The sequence below is a fragment of the Yersinia canariae genome (assembly GCF_009831415.1).
Taxonomy (GTDB): Bacteria; Pseudomonadota; Gammaproteobacteria; order Enterobacterales; family Enterobacteriaceae; genus Yersinia; species Yersinia canariae.
The window spans coordinates 1512538-1537084 of sequence record NZ_CP043727.1 but is presented as its reverse complement, the minus strand read 5'-3'; the positions used below and the strand labels follow the sequence as shown (position 1 = coordinate 1537084).

Genomic DNA, 24547 nt, shown 5'->3' with positions numbered 1-24547 from the left:
GAATGACGCGCATATATCCACATTTATTTAGACAGATGCATCTCAACAGGTAAACTGGGGGAATTGCATAAGTACGATGAACAGATAATGAAAAATAAATATCACCTGACAACAGATGAGTTACAGCTATTTAAAGAGTCGATAGCCGGGGCGAAGAAACTGAAACAAGACACAATTGTCCACCGTGCACCGCCCAAACTCGGCAAAAAAATTGCGCCAGAACGATTGCTGCAAGAACAGGTTGATGCCAGTTATTATTTTTCTGATGAATTCCAACCGCAGTTGGATACCGAGGGCCCAACACGCTATGTGCGGCCGGGTGTTGACCATTTTGAAGTTAAAAAACTGCGGCGTGGTGATTATTCACCCGACATGTTTTTAGATTTACACGGGTTAACCCAGAAGCAAGCCAAGCAAGAGTTGGGGGCATTAATTGCAGCCTGCAAGCGCGAACATGTGCATTGTGCCTGTGTTATGCATGGGCATGGTAAACATGTTTTGAAACAGCAAACGCCGCTGTGGCTAGCGCAACATCCAGATGTACTGGCGTTCCATCAAGCCCCGAAAGAATGGGGCGGGACGGCGGCATTATTGGTATTAATCGAGTTAGAACAGTAGCGGGATAGATCTCGCTGCCTTGCAAAAGCGCGGCGGTCGATGGGCCAAATCGCGAGTGCCGCCAACACACATGCAATTTGCAGTCGGCGGGGAGTCTAAATGACAAAGGCGCGACAGTGATGCCGCGCCCATTGATCATTGGCTCATGTAATTCTTAGCCGTGACACGCTTTTGCTAAAAGCTGTGTCGGGCTGACCTGCCAATCAAAAGTCCCCTTGCCGGTCTCGCCATCCAAATCAACACAAGCGATTGCAGAAGTCGCAAACATCGGCGGGCATTGCCCCGGACAAAGTTCAGCCACTAAATATCCGACCAGCGGTAAGTGCGAAATAACCAACACCGCAGCACAATCTTCTTTTGCTAATGCTTGTAAATAACAGCAAACAAAAGCGGCATCCCCACCTGGCGTTAATTCTGGCATCACTTCCTGCTCTGCCGGAAGCGTCATCACCTCGCGCACCACTTCCAATGTCTGCCCTGCGCGTAAGTACGGGCTAACTAAAATCTGATCGATATCGACGGACTGGTCGTTTAGCCAGCTCGCTATCTGACGTGATTCATCCTGACCACACAGAGTAAGAGGCCGTTGTGCATCACTTGCTGCATCAAGGGCCGCGTCACCGTGACGCATAATGAAAACTTGCATATTGCACCGTTTTTGTTAACAAAATAACGCTATACAGAAACGCTTTGCGTGCTGTACCGCCGAAACCTTTGCTGAAGAGCAAAGAAACTTCATAACGATAACGCGCCGTCTCTCTATGGCGGCCGGGCATTTTGCCTGAAACTTAGGGTAAAGAAAATGGCTGTTTTTTACACCGCTGACACCGACAGCCAACCTTGATTGGTTACGGAGTAACCATATCAACAGCTTAATCCAAATTCTATCACCTGCGCAATAAGTGGCTATTCATTCATTTTGGCACGAATAGTCACTTCGCGTGATTCTGATTTAAGGTAGCGCGGGTTGTCCCCGATGTATAGCCAACTTATCTCTAAGAATTGCAGGTGGTGATCTTGTTCACACTCTTAATTTTAGGCGTTGACAGCTCTCTCATTGGTGCTGTTTTCCGATGGATAAAATGTTTGTTGTTGCTCAGCCATCCTCACCAATAATGAGCAAGGTTCAAAACGCTCACCATACTGCTGCGCAAGTAAATTAAGCGTTTTCACCACTTTTTCTGCGCCCAGGCTGTCCATATAGCGGAAAGGCCCGCCTAAGAATGGCGGGAAACCAATCCCAAACACCGCGCCAATATCCCCATCACGCGGGTTACGAATAATAGTTTCATCCAGGCAGCGCACCGCTTCATTCAGCATCATCATGATACAACGCTGGGCTATCACGGCTGATTCAATATGGGCTTTCGGTGTGACACCAAGCAAGGTATAAACACTGGCGTCAACTTGTTTACCCGGGTTTCTTTTCCACGTAAATCCGGTGCTTTTAGTTGGGTAAAGATAGAAACCACGGCCATTTTTACGCCCTTTCCGTCCATCCTTCAAGATCACGTCAAATGAGGGCGGCGCGGCAAAACGTGGGCCCAGTTTTTCAACCAGAATGGGCATTATTTTGGTGCCCACATCAATCCCAACCTCATCTAGCAAGGTTATCGGGCCAACTGGGAAACCAAAATCGACCAGCGCCTTATCAACTGAATCGATGGGTTCCCCATCCAAGATACAGCGAGCGGCTTCATTGATATAGGGGGCCAAAATACGATTTACATAGAACCCTGCCCGATCCGCCACCACAATGGCCGTTTTCCCTTGTTTTCGCGCTAAAGCAACAGTAGTTGCAATGGTTTCTTCACTGGTTTTTGCATGCGGAATAACTTCTACCAGCGGCATTTTATCAACCGGACTAAAGTAATGCAGGCCGATAACCTGCTCTGGCCGCTGAGCTTGCGCGGCGATTTCGCTGATTGGCAGTGACGATGTATTAGAGGCGAAAATGGTGTGGGGTGCGCCGAAATGCTCAATATCTGCAACCATCTGTTGCTTCAACGATAAATCTTCAAATACCGCCTCAACAACAATATCGACATTGCCAAAACCACAATAATCGGTGCTGCCGGAAATCAACATCATCTGCCGTTGCCGCTCAGCCGGGCGCATCCGCTTGCTGCGAACCCGTTTGCCTAAAGCATCCCAAGTATATTTCAGCGCCAGATTAATCCCCATAGGGTTAATATCTTTAATTCGTACCGGTAAACCCGCTCGCGTTGCGGTTACATTGGCAATACCGCCCCCCATCAAACCACCGCCTAGCACCCCAACACGATGAATGGCGCGCGGCTGTGCTTGACCACCGGTTTCTTTTTTAAGCGAGGTGGTCGCAAAAAACAAACTGCGTAATGCGGCTGACTCAGGGGACATTGCCAGCTCACCAAAAGCTTTCGCTTCGGCTTCATAACCGGCTGGCCCACCGTGATCCAGCCCTTTACGCACAACCTCAATAATACGTTCGGCCGCTGGATAATGCCCTTTTGTCTTCGCCAGCGTTTTCTTACGCACAATGTTAAATAATAATGCTTTACCTAGGGGGCCACTAAGCAACCGCTGCTGCCATGGCAATACTGGTTTATCAAGCCAACCCGCTTTTGCCCGCTCGATAGCTACATCAAGCAAAATATCCTGCGCAACGACGTCATCCACCAGCCCCATTTTAAGTGCCTGACGCGCACGGACTTGCCTGCCCGTCAATATCATGTCCAGCGCCTTGCTGACCCCCACCAGACGCGGCAAGCGCTGGGTGCCACCAGACCCCGGCAGCAGCCCAAGCTGTACTTCCGGCAAACCGAGCACGGTTTTATCATCTTGTGAGCAAATACGGCTATGACATGCCAGCGCCAGCTCCAGGCCGCCGCCGAGGCAAGCCCCGTGAATAGCCGCGACGACAGGGATGTGGAATGCGGCGATTTGGGCCAGAATGGATTGCCCTTTCTGAGCCAGCACGCGAGCGTCTTGCGCAGTGCGGCAAGCGGCAATCATGGTGATATCAGCACCAGCAATAAAGGAGTCCGGTTTACCCGAAATAATCACTAAGCCCTGCAATTGGCTCAAAGTCTGTGCTTGTTGCAATATTTCATAAATTTGTTCTGCAAATTCAGCTTTTAAGGTATTCACTTTGTCACCGACAACATCAATGGTGATAACACCGATATTATCGGGCCGGATGTTGAGAGTGAATACTGAATGGGCCGGAGGCGCGGCCTCCACCATGGCAGTGTTTTCGCCGCTATTAAGGCTATCTTGCTGGCTCATTATTCCACCTCCAAAATCATCGCCGCACCCAAACCACCCGCAGCACATGCGGTCGTTAATCCTAATCCCCCGCCACGGCGACGTAATTCATGTAATGTTTGAGTAATCATACGTGCGCCGGTTGCAGCAAAGGGGTGACCGTAAGCAATAGAACCGCCTAACACGTTGAATTTACTCATATCAACTTCACCGATAGCCTGACTGCGCCCTAGTTTCTCGCGCGCGAAGCTGTCACTGGCAAACATTTTCAGGTTAGCCAGTGTTTGCGCGGCAAAAGCTTCATGCATATCGATAAGCGTTAAATCTGCCAAGGTAATTCCGGCGCGATCCAGTGCGAGGGGAGTGGCGTAGGATGGGCCTAAAAGCATGTCTTGCCAGACATCAATAGCCGAAAAAGCAAAACTACGTAGGTAACCTAATGGCTGCAAACCCAGCGCTTTTGCCTTTGATTCACTCATCATCATGACCGCCGCCGCACCATCTGTCAGTGGCGTACTGTTCGCTGCCGTGACAGTCCCGTGTTTGCGGTCAAATGCTGGTCGCAATTTGGCATATTGCGCCATGGTGGAATCTTTACGAATATTATTATCTTCAGTGATAGCATCACGATAAGGTGGGATATAGGCAGTCATCACTTCATCTTGCAATAACCCCTGTTGCCAAGCCTGTGCCGCCATTTGATGGGATCGCAGGGCTAAAGCATCCTGATCTTCACGACTGATACCATAGGTTTTAGCCATCTGCTCAGCGGTATCGCCCATACGCAAACCGGTCGAGTATTCAGCGACGGCGGGGGCAACCGGGAGCAAATCGCGCAATTTTAGTCTGCTGAACAATTTCAAGCGCTGGGATAAGGTTCGTGCTTTATTAACATCAACCAAGGTTCGCGCCAGTGCTTTACTGACCCCAATGGGCAAAACGGAAGAAGAATCCGCGCCCCCCGCAATCGCCACTGTGACGGAGCCTGCAATGATGCTTTCCGCTACATTAGCCACCGCCTGAAAGCTAGTCGCGCAGGCACGAGAAACACTATAAGCATCAGTATGCACACTCATGCCAGTGCCCAGAATGATTTCTCGCGCGATATTGGGTGCTTCGGGCATTTGTACTACTTGGCCAAACACCAGTTGATCAATTAATTCAGGAGCAACACCACTTCTGGCTAATAATTCACTGACCACAATTTTGCCTAAATCTACAGCTGGCACGCCATGATAAGCAGTTGCCTGCTTGGCAAAAGGGGTTCGCAGGCCGCTGACTATTGCAATGCGATCGCCCTGGCGCGTCACTAGCGGTAATGGCTTACTCATAAATGCTCCCGATAAGTCTAAGTGGCTTTTATTAAAGCATAACAAATAACAGGTCTGACCTGATCCAATTATTGTTAACCAAACATTTACATTTGGTAAACCTATAGAATAGGAAAGTGGGAGCAGGAGCAACTTTTCACAATAAAAATGAGGAGAAATAAGAACAGGCGGGTATTCACAGCGGAAATAGGACAAAAACAAACGCGAAGTAAAAACTCCGCGTTTTAAGGTTATTCAACTTATCTGATTCGTCTCACAGTCAGGTGCTTATTAACGCAAGCCCAACTGGAAAATCATGGTTTCTGCTTGACAGGCAAAGGTGAAATCAACGGTTAAACGCACGCCACCTTCAGTTTCTTCCAGCTTATGTTCAATCAGGCAAGGCTCAGACTCAACAGCACGCGCTTTTTCAGTTAGCGTTTTCAGCATCGCTTCAGCTTCTGCACGGTTATCGAATACACAGCTATAGGACGCGGTGCAATCAGTATTGTCCATGATAGTACCCACATCTATACAGCAGCAGGCTGCGGTTTCTTCCGCGCTACAGCGATTAATTGCATCTGACATCTTCAATTCTCCTCAACGGACATTTCAAAATAGGTGCAAATTGCCTATCAGGCAGCGCAAATGACAATTAGCGCAAACAAATAAGACAGGGTGCAAAAAATATTTTCTCTATTTGCTATTTTACTACCGTCAGTCATTGGGTACTAGGACTTACTGTTTATAGGCCTATTAAGTGACGGAAATCACGGTAAAATTGTTTGTTCACTCATCAATAATGTATTAATTGCTGCTAAATTGTGAGTTTTTTGTTAACTACGTCTATTTTTTGCAATCAAAACCGCCCAAATACTAAAACATACTTGCAACACTCGCACAGGTCGGACCTATACTTCAGCCACTGGTCTGCTTTGTCTGACCGATAACGGACCCTACAATCCCGCATTCTCTTGTTACGGTATGTAACATAGTTTAAATAAAACAATGAGGTTTTGGTCATGAACCAGAAAAACCTGTTTACCCGATCAGCTCTGGCAGCTGCAGTAGCACTGGTTTCTTCGAACGTTTCTGCGGCTGGCTTTCAGCTAAATGAATATTCAGCAGCTGCATTGGGCCGCTCTTTCTCTGGTGAAGGCGCTGTTGCTGACAATGCTTCCGTGGGTAGCCGCAACCCCGCCGCAATGACTTTATTCGACCGCCCTTCTTTCTCAGGCGGTGTGGTGTATGTCGATCCGAACGTTGATATCAGCGGCACATCTCCCCTGTCGGGCAGAAGTACCAATGCCAAAAACATCGCGCCATCAGAGTGGATCCCGAATATCCACTTCGTTATGCCACTGAATGAGCAATGGGCAATTGGGGCTTCCGGCACTTCAAACTACGGTTTGGCGACTGAATTTAATGATGATTATATTGCCGGTTCTTTGGGGGGCCAGACTGACCTGAAAACTGCGAACCTCAATCTGAGCGGTGCTTATCGCCTGAATGAAAACTTCAGTTTCGGCCTGGGCTTCAATGCGGTTTATGCTGATGCCAAGATTGTGCGCCATATTGGTGAAGCAGGCCGTGGGGTTATCCCAGCCAGCACTGAAGTCACCCGTATGGAAGGGACAAAATGGGGCTATGGCTGGAATGCGGGCGTTCTGTATGAAGTTGATAAAGAAAACCGTTACAGCCTCACCTATCGTTCTAAAGTAAAAATCGATTTTGATGGCGATTTCAGCAGCCAATTACCACCACCAAGTGGCACAGGCGGCCGAGTTGTTCCCGGCGCATTAACCCTGAACCTGCCGGAAGTGTGGGAAGTGTCTGGTTATAATAAAGTGGCACCACAGTGGGCTATTCACTATAGCCTGGCCTACACCAGTTGGAGTCAGTTCAAAGAGCTGAAAGCAACCGGGACCAACGGCCAGACGCTGTTTGAGAAGCAAGAAGGCTTCCACGATGCTTACCGTATCGCGCTGGGTACCACCTATTATTACGATGATAACTGGACCTTCCGTTCCGGTATTGCCTTTGATGATAGCCCAGTGCCCGCTGATAACCGCACTATCTCGATTCCAGACCAAGACCGTTTCTGGATAAGTGCCGGTACCACCTACGCTTTCAACAAAGATGCATCAGTTGACGTCGGAGTTTCCTATATGCACGGCCAGAACGTGCATATCTCGGAAAAAACGCCTGCCGCATTGGGCGGGACAACCTATCAGTTTGACTCTAAAGGTAGCGCACTGCTGTACGGTGTGAACTTCAACTACGCCTTCTGATAGCCCTCATTAACAGCATTATTTATGCTGCTGACAAAAAAAGCGCCTTTAGGCGCTTTTTTATTTGTCTGAACCACAACATCTATCAGTTGGGTGAATCGATACTTTCTAAGTCACCCTGAATAGCCTGAGCATTAGAATTAACTTCCGGTTTCAATTGCCCGCCATTCGCCAGGAAATCATTACGCTGGAAGTATGCTTCGCGCACCATCAGATACGGATCGGATGAGTTACGTAGCAAGCCATCTGAATCTAATAGCTGCGCACGGGTTTCGACCCCCTCCAGCGCCCATTTCCCTGCTGACATCCAGAAAGTCAGATAACTGAGCACCGGATAGACGAAATCCGCCGCATCGCCGCCATCCTCACGAAGAGTGAAGCTGCCATAGGCCGGTAATACGACATAAGGGCCATAGCCGACATTATAATGCCCCAGCGTGCTACCAAAGCGGTTCGGAACTTTTTTGGCCAGTTTTGGATTGGCCATACCAGCCACATCAATCAAGCCGCCCATCCCCAAAATAGTATTCAGGAAGAAGCGGTTAAAGTGCTTCATCGCATTGTACGGGTCTCCCACCAGGAAACTGTTGACCATGCTGGCGGGCTCTTCAAGGTTACCCAGGAAGTTACTCATCCCATTACGCGCAGGTTGTGGCACGTAATCACGCCAAACAACCGCCACCGGGCGCACAATATAGGGGTCAAGAACCTCATAGTTAAAATTGAACATTGCCCGGTTAAAACCTTCCAGTGGATCAGAGCGACCCTGCTCCATGTGATCCGGCGAGCTACTGGCACACCCGACTAACAGTACGGTTGCAAAAGCCAGCCCAATCAGGCGGTAGTTCATATCTTTCTCCATGAAATTCTTCCAGCCCCTTATATTTAAGGGATCTGTTTGTTTATCTGAACATTAATTGTCTGGGGCTGCCCTTTCGTACCGAAATCCTGCACACCACTTTCACCAAACCAGTCATCTGACTGCGAATTAGCTGTGCCGTCTAATGAAATTCGGGCACGCACATTCACCTGCTGCAAAGAGGAGAGCAAACGCTCCTGCATCATTGCATTACTATCATCCAGAGTGACTGATAACGGGAATCGGCTCAAAGGCAGCTGTTTTACCGCGACCGGGATTGGGGTTTTTCCGTCCGTTACCGAAATAATCAGCGCCCCCTGTTGGGGTAGTTTCTGGGCGGCCTCAGGTGATAATGAGACCTCTATTTCCAGTGTAGCTGTTTCCTGCCCAGCCTGCGATTTCGCTTGTGCAATACTGCGTTTTATCACTTCTATTCGAGAATCACCAGCAGGCAGCAATTTTAGCATAACTTCCCACGCGCCAATGGCTTGTTTAAAATCGCCCTGCTCAAAAGCATTAAAAGCTAATAAACTCATGGCACGCAAGTTGGTGTGATCCTGCCCAACCATGGTGCGTAACATCGTGGTTGCTAATTGATTATCCTGCGGATCATTGGATCGAGTCAGCACTTCGGCATAACCGAACCTAACATCATCATTATCGGGCGCAAGCTGGTAAGCTTTAGCAAAAGCCTGTGTTGCAGTGGTAGCATTGTTCAGTGCCATCCCTACTCTGCCCAGCATCATCCAATCATTGATGTTACCGGTATCTTGCTGCAATGAAGTGCGTAACCCCAGCCCCAAACGCGCGACTTCCTCCATTGTCAGAGGTTCCGCCCGTTCATTGGCCACTCTGGCCCGCAACTCGGGCATCTGCGCCTCAACTTGATGCCACGCCTGCACTTGTGACAAACCTCCGGTTTTCAGATATAGCCCGACTGACACCACGACCAAAATCACCACACCCGGTAATAAAACCCAGCGGTTAATGGGGCTTGTGTCCACAATAGATTCCTGTGGGATATCTGTCAGCAGGTTTTGTTGCAATTCCTGAATTAATTCAGGCCGCTGCTCCACCACACCTTGGGCTTCGTCTTCGGCCAATTCAGACAATCGGTCTTGATAAATCGCCTTATTCAGCTCATCTCGGGTGGTAGCCGGTGAATTCGTCTCTTGTCGCATCGCCGGAATGACCAACAAAGCCCCCGCGACCGCCAGCAAAATAATTACTATCAGCCAAAAAGCCATTATGGTTGTTTCCTGTTCATCTTCTCATGTTGAGCCGAGATCTGTTTTTTGACAGTAGCATCTTGTTCAGCCAGTAGAGTCTGTAGCCGTTGCTGCTCCTGCGGCGAAAGTGCCGCATTTTTCTCTACCCGCCGCCGGGCACGTAGCACAACAATGACCGCCCCAATCAGGACAAACAATGCCGGCCCCACCCACAGAATCAAAGTTGCGACAGTGACAGGTGGCTCATATGTCACGAAATTGCCGTATCGGGCTACCATGTAATCAATGATTTGCTGTTTGGAATCGCCCTGCTGTTGCAGCTCATACACCTTGCCACGCATATCAGCGGCAATGGTGGCGTTGGAATCAGCAATGCTGTTGTTCTGACATTTAGGGCAGCGCAGTTGCTCGGTTAACTCACGATACTGCTGTTCCTGCTCCACCGAGCTAAAGGTGTAGGTATCGATAGCCGCAAAAACATTGGTCGCCAAAATACCCCAGCTTAATATCAGGCCGAGTACCAGACTGAATAATCTCATGCGCCCCCCTGATACTTTTTATACAGTGGCAAAATTTCCTGCTGCCAAACACGGTCATTGAGATCACCGGCATGGCGATAACGAATAATGCCCTGGCCATCTATCAAGAAAGTTTCCGGCGCGCCATAAACGCCCAGATCCAACCCCAGCATGCCATCACCATCATACAAACTCAGAGCATAAGGATTTCCCAGCGAATTGAGCCACTGTACCGCTTTGGTGCGGTCGTCTTTATAGTTCAACCCCACGACCCGGATGCCCTGCGCCGCCAATTTATTCAGATATTCATGTTCGGCACGGCACGTCGGACACCAGGTTGCCCAAACATTGAGCAACATTGGCTTCCCATCATGCAAAACCGCTTGATCAAAGGTTTTTCCCGGCTGTTCAAGGGATTCTAATTTAAAGGCCGGTACCGGTTTGCCAATCAGCGCCGACTCCAGCATCGTGGGGTCATCGCCATTCGCATTTCGGGTCAATTGCACAAGAAAAGCGACGACCAGCAGCAAAAACAGCACTAACGGAATGAACATCAGCTTATTGAGTTTCATTATTCAGCCTCCGTTGCAGCGCCGCGTTTTAACTTTTTACTCATCCGATAACGGGGATCGAACATACAGAAGATGCCGCCGATGGCCATGAACACCCCGCCATACCAAATCCAGCGAACAAATGGCTTATAATACAAGCGCACCGCCCATGAGCCGTCATCCAGTTCTTCACCTAATGCGGCATAAAGGTCTCGAGTCAGGCCGCCATCAATAGCCGCTTCCGTCATCATCGAACGCGACACACTGTAATAGCGTTTTTCTGCATGTAAGGTGGCTTCAGGTTTACCGTTTCGAGTGACATCAATAATACCGACACCGCCGGTATAATTTGGCCCTTTAATATCGTGAACATCGCGGAATACGAAGTGATAATCGTGGATATCAATGCTATCACCGGCTTTCATGCGCACATCGCGCTCGACACTGTAATTCTGACTAAATGCAATGCCAATCACGGTCACAGCCACCCCAAGGTGACCTAACACCATGCCCCAATGACTGCGGGAAAGCAGCCTCAGTCCGCGCCAGAAGCTGTGGCGATGAGTCGCGCGCTCGTGCAACTCCATCACGGTAAGGATAATCACCCAGATGGCCATCATCAGCCCGACCACGGTCATGCCGGCGATAGTATCTTGCAGCAACCACGGCACCAATATCGACATCAATAAGGTGACCACCAGCGCCACACCCAAGCGTCTGTATAATTTACTCGGTTGATCACGCCGCCAGCGAACTAACGGCCCAATCCCCATTAACAGGGCCATCGGTGCCATCAGCCAGGTAAACATAGTATTAAAGAAAGGTTCGCCGATGGAGATACTGCCCAATCCCAGCTGTTTGTGTACCAGTGGCAGTAATGTGCCCAGCAATACCACCAACATGGCCGCAATCAACAACACGTTATTACCGAGCAAGAATGTCTCGCGCGAGAACACTTCATGCTGAGTCCGGCTGCGCACCTGCGCACCTTTAACGGCATACAGCAGTAAGGAACCGCCGATGACAATCACCAGATAGGCCAGAATAAACATGCCGCGCGCCGGGTCAGAGGCGAAAGAATGCACCGAAACCAACACACCGGAGCGCACCAGGAATGTCCCCATCAGACACAAAGAAAACGCGGTAATGGCCAGTAATACCGTCCATGCTTTGAATGTCCCGCGTTTTTCGGTGACAGCCAACGAATGAATCAGTGCGGTGCCCGCCAACCAAGGCATAAACGAAGCATTCTCTACCGGATCCCAGAACCACCAGCCGCCCCAGCCAAGCTCATAATAAGCCCAGGCCGAACCGAGCACGATCCCCATGGTCAGGAACACCCACGCCGCCTGAGTCCACGGGCGTGACCAACGAGCCCAAGCACTGTCAAGCCGCCCTGCCATTAAAGAGGCGATGGCAAACGCAAATGCTACCGAGAAACCGACATAACCCATATAGAGCAAAGGCGGGTGGAAAATCAGCCCGACATCCTGCAACAACGGGTTCAAATCGTTACCATCAATGGGGAAGTCCGGCAAGGTGCGGTTGAACGGATTCGAGGTCAGAATAATAAACAGCAGGAACCCCCCCGTTATCATTCCCAACACTGACAGCACCCGGGCGACGGCATCATCCGGCATTGAGCGGCTAAACAGCGCCACCGCCAGTGACCAACAACTGAGCAGCAAAACCCACAACAGTAAAGACCCTTCGTGCGCGCCCCAAGTGGCAGCAATCCGGTAATACACTGGCAGATGTGAATTCGAGTTTGCCGCCACATAAGAGACGGTGAAATCATTCACCACAAACGCATATGTGAGGCATATAAATGAAAGTGCAATGGTGGCAAACAAACCGTAGGTCAATGGCCGGCCGGTGGCCATCATACGCGCATCCTGCCGCGCAGCTCCCCACTGCGGATATAGACTCAGCAATAGTGAGATAGCCAACGCCAAACATAACAAGAAACTGCCAATTTCAGGCATCATGAGGCATTACCCTCGCTGTTGGCGCTGCTGTAGGCCTCCGCTGGGCGGGTATGATTCTCTTTCATCGCCTCTTTCACTTCCGGTGGGGTATATTTTTCATCGTGTTTTGCCAAGACTTCTTTGGCATTGATGGTATTACCTTCAGCAAAGACCCCTTGCGCCACCACGCCCTGCCCCTCGCGGAACAAGTCCGGCAGAATGCCGGTGTAAGTCACGGTAACCACACCACGTGCATCGTAAACCTTGAAACTCATTTCCAACGTTTTATCGTCACGTTTCACCGACCCCGGCATCACCATGCCGCCAATGCGCAAGCGCTGACCGATTTCGGGCTTCTCATGGCGCTCACCTTTGCCCTGCAAAATTTCACCGGGGGTATAAAACAAATCAATATTAGAACGCAGCGCATACAGCACCAGAGTGGTGGTCAAGCCGAGACCAATTAGAACCACAATCGCTAAATAGAGCCGACTTTTTCTACGTGGGTTCACTGTTGTTTCTCCTGCGAACGGGGGGCAATTTTGACTTGCTCACCTTGGGTCTGATTTGCCTGGCGAATACGTTGCTCTCTCGCTTCACGGCGCTGAATATCCGCTAATAGTTGTTTATGTTGCCAGAGGGTATGTACCCAGAGGCCCAACAAGGATAATAGGGATGCAGCCACCGCCAGCCAGATATAAAAGCCATAGCCACCCATGGCAAAAAATGCCGCCCAAGAGTTAAAGGCCGGATTCATACACGAGGCTCCTTACGTAATAAAGCGGCAACCCAAGGGCGATGGCGCTCTTGCTGTAAAATCAAATTACGCAGGCGCATTAATGTCAGGGTGATAAAGAAAAATAGATAGCCAAAAATAGCCCAGCGCAGAGGGGAGCGCATACTCGGATCAATGCTTTGCTGCATGTTGGTCGAACCTTGATGCAAGGTATTCCACCACACAACAGAGAAATGAATGATGGGGATATTGACCACGCCGACCAGCACCAGAATACCGGCAGCTCGCCCCGCCAGTTTGCGGTCTTCAAACGCGTTGTACAGGGCTATCACGCCCAGATACAGGAACAACAGCACCAGCTCGGAGGTCAGCCGCGCATCCCAGATCCACCAAGTTCCCCACATGGGCTTACCCCAAGCTGAACCGGTCACCAAGGCAATAAAGGTAAACACCGCGCCCACAGGGGCCATGGCCGCCACGACGTTATCGGACATTTTCATTTGCCAGACCAAACCGACAAACGCCGCGATAGCCATCGACATATAAATTCCCATCGACCAAATCGCCGCAGGAACATGTAAATACATGATACGGAAGCTATTACCTTGCTGGTAATCCGATGGGGCGAAACCGAAACCCCACACCCAGCCCACAATCAAGCAGATAACTGCGGCTATGCTCAGCCATGGAATAAACCGGCCACACAGTTGATAAAGCCGTTCGGGTTTAGCGAATTGATGAAACCATTTCCACATTTTTCATTGCTCACGTTAAAATTGGACGGGCATCGCCACATTGGCAATACCGGTGCAGGGTACGGCGCACAATCTGCTCTGACTGGCGTTGGCTACCGCGTTTAAGCTTCTGAAAATCGGTACTCTTTTCTTTTTATAAATTGTTTCTTACTCATAATCAGCTTGCCACCAACCCTAAATAGCTAGTGCACGCTCACTCTCAATGCAGCAGCGGTAGCAAAAGGGGTCAGTGTCGCGCTTCCCGCTAACATCGCGCCCAAAATAGCCAAATAACCATCAATGGGCAGGGCCATTGAAGCTGCATCAATGGCCGCAGTAGCAAATATCAATACCGGGATATACAGCGGTAACACCAATAAACTCAGCAAAACCCCACCTTTGCGCAACCCAACCGTCAGCGCCACACCAATTGCCCCGATAAAACTTAAGGTTGGCGTCCCCAATAGCAGTGTCAGCGCCATGGCAATGGCAGTGTTACTGTCAAGGGAAAGCAATAAAGCCACCAATGGCGATAAAATCAGTAAAGGCAGCCCGGTAACCACCCAGTGAGCACACACTTTGCCTAACACCGTGAGTGCCAGCGGGCTGGGCAACAACAGCAACTGCTCAAGAGAGCCATCGTGGAAATCATCACGAAATAATCGCTCCAATGATAATAACGACGCCAGTAATGCTGCGACCCAAATTATACCCGGCGCAATTCGCGCCAATAGCTGTGGTTCAGGGCCAATACCCAATGGAAACAAGGTGATGACAATCAGAAAAAACCAGAGCGGATTCACGATTTCTGCGCCTTTTCTGAAGGCAATTTTCAATTCACGGCGCAACACGCTAATAAACATTAATTCTCCTGCGTGTTGGTTAAACGGATTTTACGCACATGCTGCCCCACACCATCCAAATCCTGATGGGTGGTGAGCAGCACCATGCCACCTTTGGCGGCATGGTCCACAAATAGAGCCAACAAGGTACTAACGCCCTGTTTATCAATTGCCGTTAGAGGTTCATCCAAAATCCATAGCGGAGCCGGGCTTAACCACAAACGGGCCAAAGCCACCCGTCGTTGTTGGCCTGCGGATAACTGTGACACGGGCAAATCTTCATATCCCACCAACCCCACCTGAGCTAATGCCTGCCAGATCGTGGCGCTATCAACCTGCTGAAAAACAGACTGATAAAACGCTAAATTTTCAAAAGGGGTCAGTACAGACTTGATTCCCGGCTGATGGCCTAAAAAGAGTAAATCCTGATGATAACGGGCGCGATCGCGGCGAATATTCTCTCCCTGCCAATTCACCTGCCCTTCATCAGCATCGGCAAGCCCCGCTAAAATACGCAATAGGCTGGTTTTACCTGCCCCATTTTGCCCCTCGACTTGCACAATCTCCCCCGCAGCCACACAGAAACTGAGCTGTTGAAATAAGCTTCTTTCATCTCGGATGCAGGTCAGATTTTTAGCTTCCAGCATGAGGGATTGTCTTCCACCGTAGGATTGTCAGTTCAGGAAAACCGAATGATAACATAAAGGCTTAATCCTTACGTAGTATGGGTCTAACGCTATCCCTACCCTTATAGAGGTAATATTCGGGTTAAGATCAATATTCTGTAGAAAAAACCAACAACATCGAAACTCATTGGCTTTTTACTTGCGATTCATCGCCCCAAAATTCGCGAACAATCATTTGCAACTATGCTTATTACTTGGCTATTACCTTATTTCCCCGACTAACCAGGAATCCCCAATGAGTAATAAAAAACAGCCTCAAGATAAGGGCGATTTAAAAGTGGAAAGTGATAAGCGGCATGAAGGAAATGAAATTGAAGTGAATGCAAGAAAACTGCCCTCCAAGGCCGCGGCTATTCATGAAATTATCCGCGTCGATGGTGAAAAAGAGTTAGAGCGCGACAGTTTTGCACTCTTATGGTCAGCGATTGCCGCAGGGCTTTCTATGGGCGCATCACTGATTGCCAAGGGTATTTTTCACGCAAAACTACCCGATACAGCGGCCAGTTTTTTGCTGGAAAATATCGGTTATACCTTTGGTTTTATTATTGTCATTATGGCCCGCCAGCAGCTGTTTACCGAAAATACCGTCACACCCGTGCTGCCGATAATGCAAAAACCTAGCCGCCAAAATTTCATCCTGCTATTTCGTCTCTGGGGGCTAGTGCTATTGGGTAATTTGATCGGCACAGGGGTAGCAGCTTATTCCTTTATTCATATGCCAATATTTGACGAAGCCACACGCGCCGCGTTTGTCAGCATTGCTCAAGGCGTAATGAAGAGTTCTGCGAGTGAGATGTTTGCTAAGGGTATATTTTCAGGCTGGATCATTGCCACCTTGGTATGGATGATGCCCTCGGCTGGCGGTGCCAAGATTTGGGTGATTTTCCTGATGACCTATTTAGTGGCTTTATGTGACCTGACCCATATTGTGGTTGGCTCAGTGGAGATTTTCTACTTGGTATTTAACGGCTCAATACCCTGGCAGCAATTTGTTTACCCCTTCGCCTTACCGACACTTGCAGGCAACATTATCGGCGGCACCTTTATTTTTGCCCTGATAAGTCACGCGCAAATCCGCAGTGATATGACACATCAACCTAAAAAAGGTGACAAAGTGGATAAAGATTCATCGTCCCAACAAGAATAACTGTCCGAGTTTGGCGGTTATGCACAGATGTTTTTTGCTTACTGACACCCATTATTCACCATGAGTTGGTGACAGAGTAACCAAACAGGCAGCTAACTGCTTATTATCTCGGTCAAAATGCGTATAATGCCCCGGCAGCCTACTTCATCGGTCGTAAAACCTGCCGATAAACGGGTCCCCGTAGTTAAACGGATATAACAAGCCCCTCCTAAGGGCTAGTTACTGGTTCGATTCCAGTCGGGGACACCACAACCGCTTCTCATAGTGTCTCATTCAGATTCAAATCACTTAAAAATCAAATAAAAACAAAGACTATTTAGCTATCCGTCGTCTCACTACATCTCAACCGGGTTCTCCAGAGCTCATTTTGATGATGGTATTTATGATGGTATTATTGGTTTGGTATTGAGATACCATCAAACAAGAGGCTAAACCTATGTGTCTTACTGTCCCTACTTACTGTTCATTAGCCATATGTCAAGATCAGGCACCGCTATCCGATAAATTTTTTCCTCTTATTCATCATTCGGTTACCAATCATCTTCATAATAAAACTCACCTTCAACTTAGCATCTGGAGCAATCAATAATGGCTAAGGCCCCACTAACTGATTTGAAAGTACGTTCGTCTACCGCTCAAGATAAAGCATACAAACTCACTGACGGTGCGGGTTTATATCTACTTGTCCAGCCCAACGGTGCCAGATACTGGCGGATGAATTATCGGTTTGGTGGTCGTCAGGGAACTTTAGCTTTTGGCGTCTATCCCGATGTTTCACTCAGTGAAGCGAGAAAAAGACGTGATGCAGCTAAGACACTTATTGTGGCAGGTGTTGATCCCAAAGAACAAAAAAAAGCAGATAAGCAAGTTGCCCAGCCAGGAGATACATTTGAAACAGTAGCGCGTAGATGGCATACCGGAACACTGGGACATGCCGAATGGAAACCCATCACCGCAACAAAAATACTGAGCGCGATGGAGAATCATTTATTCCCCCTAATTGGCTCCCACGGTATCGCAAAGTTACAGACTCGCGATTTAATTGCACCATTACGCACCGTTGCTGAGAAAGGAAATGCAGTTACCGCTGCACGTTTAGGACCAACATTAGTTGCCATATTCCGCTATGCCGTACAGGAGGGTTTGATTAGTTATAACCCCGCGCATGACTTAAAAGGTGCGGTTCAACCAAGAAAAACACAACACCGCCCAGCGTTACCATTCAACCGGCTGACTGAGCTATTACAGCGTATAGAAAACTATACCAAAGGTCGTGAATTAACTCGTTTGGCAGTGATGCTGACATTGACGGTATTTGTCCGCTCCAGTGAATTACGTTTTGCCCGTTGGTGTGAAATTGATTTTGATAAAGCGCTGTGGATTATTCCTGGAAACAGGGAAGAGCTGCCTGAAGTTCGTTATTCTGGCCGAGGAGCAAAAATGGGCTTACCTCATTTAGTACCGTTATCAAAACAGGCATTAGCCTTATTTCGCCAGCTATATGAGATATCAAAAGACTACGAATTAGTTTTCCCCGGTGATTACAATCCCTATAAGCCGATGAGTGAAAATACTATAAATAAAGCATTAAGAACTATCGGCTATGACACCAAAACTGAAGTATGTGGACATGGTTTCCGAGCAATGGCATGCAGTGCATTAACTGAGTCACGACTGTGGTCAAAAGATGCCGTCGAGCGGCAGATGAGCCATATGGAGCGCAATGAAGTTCGGGGAGCCTACACTCATTTGGCCGTTCATATGGAAGAGCGATTACTCATGATGCAATGGTGGGCTGATTATTTGGATGCAAACAGAGAGCAAATAATCACGCCTTATGAGTTTGCGGGTGCAGATAGATAATATTCGCTCAACTAATTTGTATATTGTGAGCCTGTACAAAATTGCTATTAGCTCACAAAATAAATATTACGCCGTCTGATTTAAAACCCAACATCAGATTCATTATTATTTTAACCATGCAATTTATCTCGATGAACAGAAAGTGATGATGTAGGAATGGGCGGATAAGCTTGATGGATGGGTAAGAAGCACTGACAGCAGTGCTGATGTTTCGTAAAAGATGATGAATTTGTGTGTTTACACTGATAAATAACGGTTATTTATATAAAATTAATAAAACCTACGCTTTAACCTACACTTACATAACCATTTGATTTATCTACTGTTACTACCCTACTGCACTTTGGCTGATTAGCACGTGGAGTTTACAAAACACCGTACAGTGACACCAAAATTGAATCTATATATAAAATTCTAAACTACCTTATTGCAGACGTTATCGATTATATTGACAGTTTTTATAATCTGAAACGGCGGCATTACCGGCTGGGAAATATATAGCCGAATGCACATGAACGTCGGCTACAAGAATGAGCCTAAATCCGTGTCCGATTTTAGTTGACCGTTACACTCCGAGCTGAAGTCATCTCAGGAATCTTTTTATAATAGCGAAGAGTGGCGTCTTGGCCCCCGGCAGGCCATTATAGATAGAACAGCGTCAGCGTTAAATCAGTGTTCACACTCAGCAACAGTGCAATTGAGAATTTATGTTCCAGCTGATTGTACAGTTATGGATAATACATACACGCAAGCTGACTGCCCATCACAGCGAAATCTTTAAGTAGAGCTGTTAATGCATGCCTCTCACGCAGAGTTTCGGGTGAACTGCTCATGCAAAACCGACAATGCAAAGTATCTGACTGGCTACTCTGAGCTGTGAGTTCTATCAATCTAGCTACTTAATAGCTGTGATATATGATCAAATTTGCGGAGATTGTTCTTGGTGATTATCGCCTTTCACAGATTTAGAATTCAGTTGTTATCACTCCTGCATCTTAACGACCACTTTTCCTTTCGCGTGCCCCTGTGCAAGGTAGGCAAGAGCCTCCTTAGCCTCTGCAAAGGGGAACACCTTGTCGATCACAGGTTTGATATGTTCAGCTTCTATTAATTTGCCGATTTGGATGAGTTGAGTACCATCAGGACGGACAAAGAGAAACGAATAAGTCAGGCCTCGTTTTTTCGTAAGACACATAATCTTGCGGATCATCAGGTCGATAAGCATATTGTTGATGGCAGTTATCACGGCGTGGGTGATCGAGTCAGCCTCCGAAGGGGCATTATCTGTCAGCGCCAGCCATGATGTAGCTACATTATGGCTGACAATCCTCAGCTAGTGTTGCTCTATCAGCCCGACCAGCAAAATATCATTGCGGTGACTGCCCATCAGTAAGCGTCCCTGTTCCGGACGGTCAAGTTTCGTACCGCTGATATTTTCCCGGTAGTAGCTGGCTATTTTATGTCCCCGACCATCATGTGACGTTACCCACACATATTATGGACGGCTAACGATGCGGTTGATCAGTTCCAGATTGCCTAGCCAATAGAGGGTAAAAGCATAGTTTGGTGTTCCTGTTAGTGGGTGGGCTTCAATAAGGTATTGTTGCCGGGAAATAAGATTTTAAGATCAACCGCTTCGGCCATCGCACGGTTACCTTCATCGCCAGGATGGAGCCGGTCACCAGAGTCAAAACGCGACAGCAGGCGGGTAGGATGCTCAGGATCACGTAACACATTATCAAAATCAATAACGGCATCAAAGGTGCCACTCTGGCGTATCCAAGTATTCACCTGTTGGCGTAAGGCTTCTTTCTCTGGTTGGTAATAATTGTCCATCGGTGTACCAGGCAATGCCCCTTCGAATGGCGTCAGTGTTGCACCGATAACACGGAGACCACGAGCATGAACCTGCTCAGCCAGTTGGCGATAGCCGGCTGTTAACGCCTCGAGTGTGGGTCTTGGGCTCTGTGGAGCGAAAATGGTACCCGGCCAGGCAATGTCGTTAATCCCTATCATGACAATAACGCTTTGCACTCCTGGTTGAGCCAACACGTCACGGTCCAACCGTGCCAATGCATTGACACCCATGCCGTCAGACAGAAGCCGGGCACCGGAGATGCCAGAGTTGATAACACTGATACCATGCGAGGCAAGGCGAGTAGCCAGGAAATCTGGCCAGCGGCTATTCTTGTCCAGACTTGCAGCGTTACCATCAGTAATGGAATCTCCGAGAACCACAACTGTCTGCGCCGCCTGTTCAGTTTCAACCTGAACCCCTGCCAGCAGCGGACGTGCCGTCGTGCTCTGAGTGGAAGCATCTGTCACCTTAAGTTCCAGGGCTGAGGTCTGATCTCCTGGAACAATCCAGCTAGTCTGACGTCCATCCCAGTGGAAGGTGCTCATAGTGGTAGCCTTCGGTAGATAGAAACTCACGGCAACCTCAGTCAATGCAGGTATGTGTGATGCTACAGGATCGCTGACCAACAAAGCACCAGGAAGGATCGTCGCTGCTTCTTGGCCACCAAATGTCACAGTGCGTAAGCTATCAGCCGCAATGCTGTGGTTGTTCTGTGTCTGTGCAAAGGTTACTTTGCCCACGGTGAGTGGCTGACTGCCATGGGTATTGGATAGCACGATACGAAAACGCTCTCCACCCAGGCTGATACGCGCCACTTGGCGAACTGTTTGATCATGCAGTTCGGTTGGTATATTGGTGGGAAGCGGAAAACTCGAACCCCATACAGGCTGTGGGCTGGCCCCCCAGGTTGCTACCCAAGACGGCGTGGCAGCTACCGCAGTGGTGGTTACCATGGCAGTACCCACTACAAGGCCCCAAGTTAGAACTATGCTCGATGAAGTCGTTAAAAATGATTTGAAATGCATTTTCATATTAGTGAACTCAAAAATAAATTGTGTATTAATTATGAATTCAAAGACACAATCACGATAGACTGTTCAGCGGAATAGCATTTGTGAATTAAACTCATCAAGGAGGCAGATATGGCCCGCCAGGAAGTCAACCGTTCCGGCGAATTAGAAGTGTTCGTGCGTGTGATTGAGCTAGGCGGCTTTTCTGCAGCCGCCCGCGTATGTGGTATAACTCCCTCAGCTGTCAGCAAGCTGGTCGCACGATTAGAGCAACGGCTGGGTACACGGTTAGTGAATCGTTCCACACGACAACTGCAACTGACACCAGAAGGCTGTGCCTACTACGAGCGCGTAGTGCGTATCCTTGCCGATTTGGACGAGGCAGATCGCTGTGCCAGTGAAAACGCCGCGCCACGTGGTCGGTTAAGGGTCAATGCCAATGTGCCCTTTGGGCATCACTTCCTGCTACCGCTGATACCTGAATTTTTGGAGCGTTATCCTGAGGTCATGCTGGATATTATGCTGACCGATGAGGTCATCGATCTTCTGGAAGAACGTACCGATGTGGCCGTGCGAGCGGGGCCGCTCAAAAGCTCTAACCTGATGGCGCGTAAATTGGGTCAGACATGCAAAATAATTGTTGGGTCGCCTGATTATCTGGCTCGCCATGGTACCCCAGTGACGCCAGAGGATTTATACCAGCACAATCGTCTGGGAACGAATTACGTACGCGTCCAACCTGGCTGGTTATTGCGTCAGGGTGACAAGAATATCGTGATACCCATTAGTGGCAACGCTCAAGTCAGTGATGGCGAGGCGTTGCATCGTCTCGCCTTGGCTGGGCTAGGGTTGGCGCGTCTTGCTGCCTTTCAGGTACGTGAGGATATCGGTGCGGGCCGACTGATACCAGTACTTGAGGATTGCAATCCTGGCTATATAGAGGAAATCCATGCCGTGTATGTCGGGCAGGGTGGTCATCTGCCGTTGCGTGTGCGGGCTTTTCTGGATTTTCTGGCTGAACGAGTCGATATCAGTACCCGATCAATAAATTCAAAACCGCCTTGAACAATAGCCCGCCTGCGGCGGGAGCTAAGACTCTGTTAGAAAGTGACTTTTTTCAGCCATCGTCGCTTGCTATACTGCCGTGTATGCACATACCTCGACCAGCAAAACTCCTCTTCCAGATTGATGATGGCTGGGGCCAGTTACTCACTAAACACGGCAACCTCGTCCCCGAATGGACCAAACTGGTCGTCGAGCGGATGCTCGCCTGCGGAACCGGCGGCATGGGCGTTCGCCGCTATTGTTGCGCTTCTGCCCACTGTTCTCACACCAAATACTTCTGCCAAAGTTGTAAAAGCAAAGGCTGCAACGCCTGTGGCATGAAAGCCACCGAGCAATGGATTGCTGAGCAACAGCACATCCTACCCGACTGCGAATGGCAGCACATCACCTTCACCATGCCCGATAAACTCTGGCCCGCCTTTGCAAACAACTAGCCCCAGCTCAATCAGCATCCGCACATTCATCTGTCCGTCATTCGCGGAGGGTTGTGCCTCAAACACGGCGTCTGGCGGCCGGTTTACTTCAAAAATAAAATCGTTGAGCGCTATTGGCGTCAGGCCGTCATCACCCTGTTGCGAGAAAGCTATGCCTCGCTCAAAGCTGTCTGTCGATCTCTGATGTACAGTCACAGCGTGACAGGCAGCTTCGTGCCATGAGCGGACGTTGTTCTTATCGGACGGTCCCACAGTTTTATATTCCTCTTAGCCAGCGACACCGAATGATTCATTACTCGCGGAATTTCGGCGCAAAATGTTACCAGGCACAATGATGGTACAACAGTGTACCGGCCTACCATGAGGCAGGACTGGCGGATGGGGATTAATTCGGGGGGGGATTCCGCACTTGCTCCCCATATCAAAAGCAGTACGTTGGTAGAAGTTCTGCCCGGCTTGCATCCCGATCCACTAAATGCATCTTTCGTCGTCGTGCATCCGCGCAATCTGTCACAACGAGTATGGGCTTTTATGAACTGGGCTGAAGAAGTATTGAAACCTTATTTTGACTAATGTCTGAATAGGTTTAATACACATCGCGCGCTATTAAGCCACCAGCTGGTATAATCAGCATTGATTAATTGACAGGGGTTATCAATGCGCAGAAAGAATATTAACGATTACCAAGCTTTTATCGCTGTCGCACGCGAACAAAGCTTCACCAAAGCAGCAGCGCAATTAGGTATCTCACAATCTGCATTAAGTTACACAGTCAGAACACTGGAGGCGCATCTGGGGATACGCCTCCTGATGCGTACAACCCGCAGCGTCTCGGTGACCGAAGCTGGCGAACGTCTCCTCAATAGTATCGGTCCGCATTTCGATCACATTGAGGATGAAATCGCAGCGCTCAGTGGTATGCGTGAAAAGCCGGCTGGTACGGTGCGCATCACCTCGGTTGAGCATGCAGCTGAAACCCTTCTCTGGCCTAAACTCGCGCCCATGCTCCTAGAATATCCTGATATTAATATTGAGATCATTAGCGAGTATGGGCTTAAGGATATCGTTGCAGAACGTTATGACGCAGGAGTTAGGCTCGGAGAGCAGGTTGATAAGGACATGATCTCCCTGCCGCTTGCGGAAAACTTTAGTTTTGCCGTGGTAGGTTCACCCTCTTACTTTGAAGGGAAGGCGCTTCCTCTAACCCCCAGTGATCTTAGCCGCCATAGATGCATTAAGTTACGGCTGCCAACGCTGGGAAGCGTTTATACATGGGAGTTTTACAAAGAGGGGAATGAGATTAAAGTTCGCGTTGATGGCCAGGGGACATTTGCCACAATAAGTATGATGCGTCAGGCGGCTCTTGATAGCCTAGGTCTCGCATACCTGCCAAAAGACACGGTGGATGCCGAGATAAAAAATGGCACGCTGGTTCAGGTTCTTGCTGACTGGTGCCCTCCACGGCCTGCTTATCATCTTTACTATCCCAGCCGGAAGCAGCATTCCCGTGCCTTCATGCTGGTACTTGATGCTCTTAGATACCACAGTGTGTAACTTCCCGCATGCATGACCCGACTACATGA

Annotated in this window: 22 protein-coding genes, 1 tRNA gene and 3 pseudogenes; 9 read left to right on the top strand and 17 right to left on the bottom strand. The window is 49.0% G+C overall.

Going from position 1 to position 24547, the window contains the following annotated elements; genetic code table 11:
- Nucleotides 1–87 precede the first annotated feature (87 nt).
- Entirely contained in the window at nucleotides 88–618 is a 531-nt protein-coding gene (smrB, locus tag F0T03_RS07250; RefSeq protein WP_145554582.1) for an endonuclease SmrB, read from the top strand.
- Between the two features lie 154 nt (nucleotides 619–772).
- Here smrB and sixA read toward each other — a convergent pair whose 3' ends face one another.
- From sixA to F0T03_RS07230, 4 genes are all read right to left on the bottom strand, one after another.
- A complete protein-coding gene (sixA, locus tag F0T03_RS07245; protein ID WP_145554583.1) occupies nucleotides 773–1264 on the bottom strand; it encodes a phosphohistidine phosphatase SixA in 492 nt (163 codons plus the stop codon).
- Between the two features lie 389 nt (nucleotides 1265–1653).
- Nucleotides 1654–3885 carry a fatty acid oxidation complex subunit alpha FadJ gene (fadJ, locus tag F0T03_RS07240; RefSeq protein ID WP_162526903.1) on the bottom strand — a complete coding sequence of 744 codons (2232 nt, stop codon included), beginning with the start codon at nucleotides 3883–3885 and terminating at the stop codon, nucleotides 1654–1656.
- Nucleotides 3885–5195: an acetyl-CoA C-acyltransferase FadI gene (gene fadI, locus F0T03_RS07235; RefSeq protein WP_145554584.1), complete on the bottom strand. Its 1311-nt coding sequence runs from the start codon at nucleotides 5193–5195 to the stop codon at nucleotides 3885–3887. The genes fadJ and fadI overlap by 1 nt, the downstream gene beginning before the upstream one ends.
- 270 nt (nucleotides 5196–5465) lie before the next feature.
- The gene (locus tag F0T03_RS07230) at nucleotides 5466–5762 is read right to left on the bottom strand and encodes a YfcZ/YiiS family protein (RefSeq protein ID WP_072081930.1); all 297 of its coding nucleotides are present in this window, start codon (nucleotides 5760–5762) and stop codon (nucleotides 5466–5468) included.
- A gap of 434 nt (nucleotides 5763–6196) precedes the next feature.
- On the opposite strand from F0T03_RS07230, the gene fadL reads away from it, so the two are divergent.
- Nucleotides 6197–7465, top strand: coding sequence for a long-chain fatty acid transporter FadL (fadL, locus tag F0T03_RS07225; RefSeq protein WP_162526902.1), 1269 nt, complete (start codon nucleotides 6197–6199; stop codon nucleotides 7463–7465).
- 85 nt (nucleotides 7466–7550) lie between these two features.
- Here the strand turns inward: fadL and mlaA are convergent, their stop codons facing one another.
- From mlaA to ccmA, 10 genes are all read right to left on the bottom strand, one after another.
- Nucleotides 7551–8315 (bottom strand): phospholipid-binding lipoprotein MlaA, encoded by a 765-nt coding sequence (mlaA, locus tag F0T03_RS07220; protein WP_145554598.1) that lies wholly within the window; start codon nucleotides 8313–8315, stop codon nucleotides 7551–7553.
- A 35-nt stretch (nucleotides 8316–8350) separates the two neighbouring features.
- Nucleotides 8351–9571 (bottom strand): c-type cytochrome biogenesis protein CcmI, encoded by a 1221-nt coding sequence (gene ccmI, locus F0T03_RS07215; protein WP_159677591.1) that lies wholly within the window; start codon nucleotides 9569–9571, stop codon nucleotides 8351–8353.
- A complete protein-coding gene (locus tag F0T03_RS07210; RefSeq protein WP_159677590.1) occupies nucleotides 9571–10092 on the bottom strand; it encodes a cytochrome c-type biogenesis protein in 522 nt (173 codons plus the stop codon). The genes ccmI and F0T03_RS07210 overlap by 1 nt, the downstream gene beginning before the upstream one ends.
- Entirely contained in the window at nucleotides 10089–10643 is a 555-nt protein-coding gene (locus F0T03_RS07205; protein WP_145554588.1) for a DsbE family thiol:disulfide interchange protein, read from the bottom strand. Before F0T03_RS07205 ends, F0T03_RS07210 begins: the two co-directional genes overlap by 4 nt.
- Complete coding sequence (locus F0T03_RS07200; protein WP_145554589.1) at nucleotides 10643–12610, bottom strand: heme lyase CcmF/NrfE family subunit; 1968 nt, start codon at nucleotides 12608–12610, stop codon at nucleotides 10643–10645. Before F0T03_RS07200 ends, F0T03_RS07205 begins: the two co-directional genes overlap by 1 nt.
- The gene (gene ccmE / locus F0T03_RS07195) at nucleotides 12607–13101 is read right to left on the bottom strand and encodes a cytochrome c maturation protein CcmE (RefSeq protein WP_159677589.1); all 495 of its coding nucleotides are present in this window, start codon (nucleotides 13099–13101) and stop codon (nucleotides 12607–12609) included. The genes F0T03_RS07200 and ccmE overlap by 4 nt, the downstream gene beginning before the upstream one ends.
- Nucleotides 13098–13346 carry a heme exporter protein CcmD gene (ccmD, locus tag F0T03_RS07190; protein WP_145554591.1) on the bottom strand — a complete coding sequence of 83 codons (249 nt, stop codon included), beginning with the start codon at nucleotides 13344–13346 and terminating at the stop codon, nucleotides 13098–13100. The genes ccmE and ccmD overlap by 4 nt, the downstream gene beginning before the upstream one ends.
- A complete protein-coding gene (locus tag F0T03_RS07185) occupies nucleotides 13343–14080 on the bottom strand; it encodes a heme ABC transporter permease (protein WP_145554592.1) in 738 nt (245 codons plus the stop codon). The genes ccmD and F0T03_RS07185 overlap by 4 nt, the downstream gene beginning before the upstream one ends.
- Before the next feature lie 182 nt (nucleotides 14081–14262).
- Nucleotides 14263–14922 carry a heme exporter protein CcmB gene (gene ccmB / locus F0T03_RS07180; protein ID WP_159677588.1) on the bottom strand — a complete coding sequence of 220 codons (660 nt, stop codon included), beginning with the start codon at nucleotides 14920–14922 and terminating at the stop codon, nucleotides 14263–14265.
- On the bottom strand, nucleotides 14922–15548 hold the full coding sequence (gene ccmA / locus F0T03_RS07175; RefSeq protein WP_159677587.1) for a cytochrome c biogenesis heme-transporting ATPase CcmA: 627 nt from the start codon (nucleotides 15546–15548) through the stop codon (nucleotides 14922–14924). The genes ccmB and ccmA overlap by 1 nt, the downstream gene beginning before the upstream one ends.
- A gap of 274 nt (nucleotides 15549–15822) precedes the next feature.
- On the opposite strand from ccmA, the gene F0T03_RS07170 reads away from it, so the two are divergent.
- The 3 genes from F0T03_RS07170 to F0T03_RS07160 all read left to right on the top strand — a co-directional run bounded on the left by F0T03_RS07170 (nucleotide 15823) and on the right by F0T03_RS07160 (nucleotide 18597).
- Nucleotides 15823–16734, top strand: coding sequence for a formate/nitrite transporter family protein (locus F0T03_RS07170; RefSeq protein WP_159677586.1), 912 nt, complete (start codon nucleotides 15823–15825; stop codon nucleotides 16732–16734).
- Between the two features lie 174 nt (nucleotides 16735–16908).
- A tRNA-Arg gene (locus F0T03_RS07165) sits at nucleotides 16909–16983 on the top strand.
- A gap of 339 nt (nucleotides 16984–17322) precedes the next feature.
- Nucleotides 17323–18597, top strand: a complete 1275-nt coding sequence (locus F0T03_RS07160) for a tyrosine-type recombinase/integrase (RefSeq protein ID WP_159677585.1) — start codon at nucleotides 17323–17325, stop codon at nucleotides 18595–18597.
- Nucleotides 18598–19579: 982 nt separating this feature from the next.
- Here the strand turns inward: F0T03_RS07160 and F0T03_RS21590 are convergent.
- The 3 genes and pseudogenes from F0T03_RS21590 to F0T03_RS07150 form a co-directional block, all read right to left on the bottom strand.
- Nucleotides 19580–19810: pseudogene (locus tag F0T03_RS21590) on the bottom strand (zinc-binding dehydrogenase); the annotation flags it as partial.
- Nucleotides 19805–20065, bottom strand: a pseudogene (locus F0T03_RS07155) (recombinase family protein); the annotation flags it as partial. The pseudogenes F0T03_RS07155 and F0T03_RS21590, both read right to left, overlap by 6 nt.
- Before the next feature lie 107 nt (nucleotides 20066–20172).
- Nucleotides 20173–21408 carry an SGNH/GDSL hydrolase family protein gene (locus F0T03_RS07150; protein ID WP_208787100.1) on the bottom strand — a complete coding sequence of 412 codons (1236 nt, stop codon included), beginning with the start codon at nucleotides 21406–21408 and terminating at the stop codon, nucleotides 20173–20175.
- 189 nt (nucleotides 21409–21597) lie between these two features.
- Here F0T03_RS07150 and F0T03_RS07145 point away from each other — a divergent pair, with 189 nt between their 5' ends.
- The 4 genes and pseudogenes from F0T03_RS07145 to F0T03_RS07130 all read left to right on the top strand — a co-directional run bounded on the left by F0T03_RS07145 (nucleotide 21598) and on the right by F0T03_RS07130 (nucleotide 24518).
- Nucleotides 21598–22530, top strand: coding sequence for a LysR family transcriptional regulator (locus F0T03_RS07145; RefSeq protein WP_159677583.1), 933 nt, complete (start codon nucleotides 21598–21600; stop codon nucleotides 22528–22530).
- Between the two features lie 83 nt (nucleotides 22531–22613).
- Nucleotides 22614–23126 (top strand): annotated as a pseudogene (locus F0T03_RS07140) (transposase zinc-binding domain-containing protein); the annotation flags it as partial.
- Nucleotides 23127–23342: 216 nt separating this feature from the next.
- Nucleotides 23343–23537 (top strand): type 2 periplasmic-binding domain-containing protein, encoded by a 195-nt coding sequence (locus F0T03_RS21835; protein WP_208787099.1) that lies wholly within the window; start codon nucleotides 23343–23345, stop codon nucleotides 23535–23537.
- A gap of 84 nt (nucleotides 23538–23621) precedes the next feature.
- Nucleotides 23622–24518 carry a LysR family transcriptional regulator gene (locus tag F0T03_RS07130; RefSeq protein ID WP_159677582.1) on the top strand — a complete coding sequence of 299 codons (897 nt, stop codon included), beginning with the start codon at nucleotides 23622–23624 and terminating at the stop codon, nucleotides 24516–24518.
- Nucleotides 24519–24547 lie beyond the last annotated feature (29 nt).

Bases quoted from the DNA above. Each gene is read 5' to 3' on its own strand.
- smrB (WP_145554582.1), top strand. From the start codon at position 88: ATGAAAAATAAATATCACCTGACAACAGATGAGTTACAGCTATTTAAA.
- sixA (WP_145554583.1), bottom strand. From the start codon at position 1,264: ATGCAAGTTTTCATTATGCGTCACGGTGACGCGGCCCTTGATGCAGCA.
- fadJ (WP_162526903.1), bottom strand. From the start codon at position 3,885: ATGAGCCAGCAAGATAGCCTTAATAGCGGCGAAAACACTGCCATGGTG.
- fadI (WP_145554584.1), bottom strand. From the start codon at position 5,195: ATGAGTAAGCCATTACCGCTAGTGACGCGCCAGGGCGATCGCATTGCA.
- F0T03_RS07230 (WP_072081930.1), bottom strand. From the start codon at position 5,762: ATGTCAGATGCAATTAATCGCTGTAGCGCGGAAGAAACCGCAGCCTGC.
- fadL (WP_162526902.1), top strand. From the start codon at position 6,197: ATGAACCAGAAAAACCTGTTTACCCGATCAGCTCTGGCAGCTGCAGTA.
- mlaA (WP_145554598.1), bottom strand. From the start codon at position 8,315: ATGAACTACCGCCTGATTGGGCTGGCTTTTGCAACCGTACTGTTAGTC.
- ccmI (WP_159677591.1), bottom strand. From the start codon at position 9,571: ATGGCTTTTTGGCTGATAGTAATTATTTTGCTGGCGGTCGCGGGGGCT.
- F0T03_RS07210 (WP_159677590.1), bottom strand. From the start codon at position 10,092: ATGAGATTATTCAGTCTGGTACTCGGCCTGATATTAAGCTGGGGTATT.
- F0T03_RS07205 (WP_145554588.1), bottom strand. From the start codon at position 10,643: ATGAAACTCAATAAGCTGATGTTCATTCCGTTAGTGCTGTTTTTGCTG.
- F0T03_RS07200 (WP_145554589.1), bottom strand. From the start codon at position 12,610: ATGATGCCTGAAATTGGCAGTTTCTTGTTATGTTTGGCGTTGGCTATC.
- ccmD (WP_145554591.1), bottom strand. From the start codon at position 13,346: ATGAATCCGGCCTTTAACTCTTGGGCGGCATTTTTTGCCATGGGTGGC.
- F0T03_RS07185 (WP_145554592.1), bottom strand. From the start codon at position 14,080: ATGTGGAAATGGTTTCATCAATTCGCTAAACCCGAACGGCTTTATCAA.
- ccmB (WP_159677588.1), bottom strand. From the start codon at position 14,922: ATGTTTATTAGCGTGTTGCGCCGTGAATTGAAAATTGCCTTCAGAAAA.
- ccmA (WP_159677587.1), bottom strand. From the start codon at position 15,548: ATGCTGGAAGCTAAAAATCTGACCTGCATCCGAGATGAAAGAAGCTTA.
- F0T03_RS07170 (WP_159677586.1), top strand. From the start codon at position 15,823: ATGAGTAATAAAAAACAGCCTCAAGATAAGGGCGATTTAAAAGTGGAA.
- F0T03_RS07160 (WP_159677585.1), top strand. From the start codon at position 17,323: ATGGCTAAGGCCCCACTAACTGATTTGAAAGTACGTTCGTCTACCGCT.
- F0T03_RS07150 (WP_208787100.1), bottom strand. From the start codon at position 21,408: ATGGTAACCACCACTGCGGTAGCTGCCACGCCGTCTTGGGTAGCAACC.
- F0T03_RS07145 (WP_159677583.1), top strand. From the start codon at position 21,598: ATGGCCCGCCAGGAAGTCAACCGTTCCGGCGAATTAGAAGTGTTCGTG.
- F0T03_RS21835 (WP_208787099.1), top strand. From the start codon at position 23,343: ATGGGGATTAATTCGGGGGGGGATTCCGCACTTGCTCCCCATATCAAA.
- F0T03_RS07130 (WP_159677582.1), top strand. From the start codon at position 23,622: ATGCGCAGAAAGAATATTAACGATTACCAAGCTTTTATCGCTGTCGCA.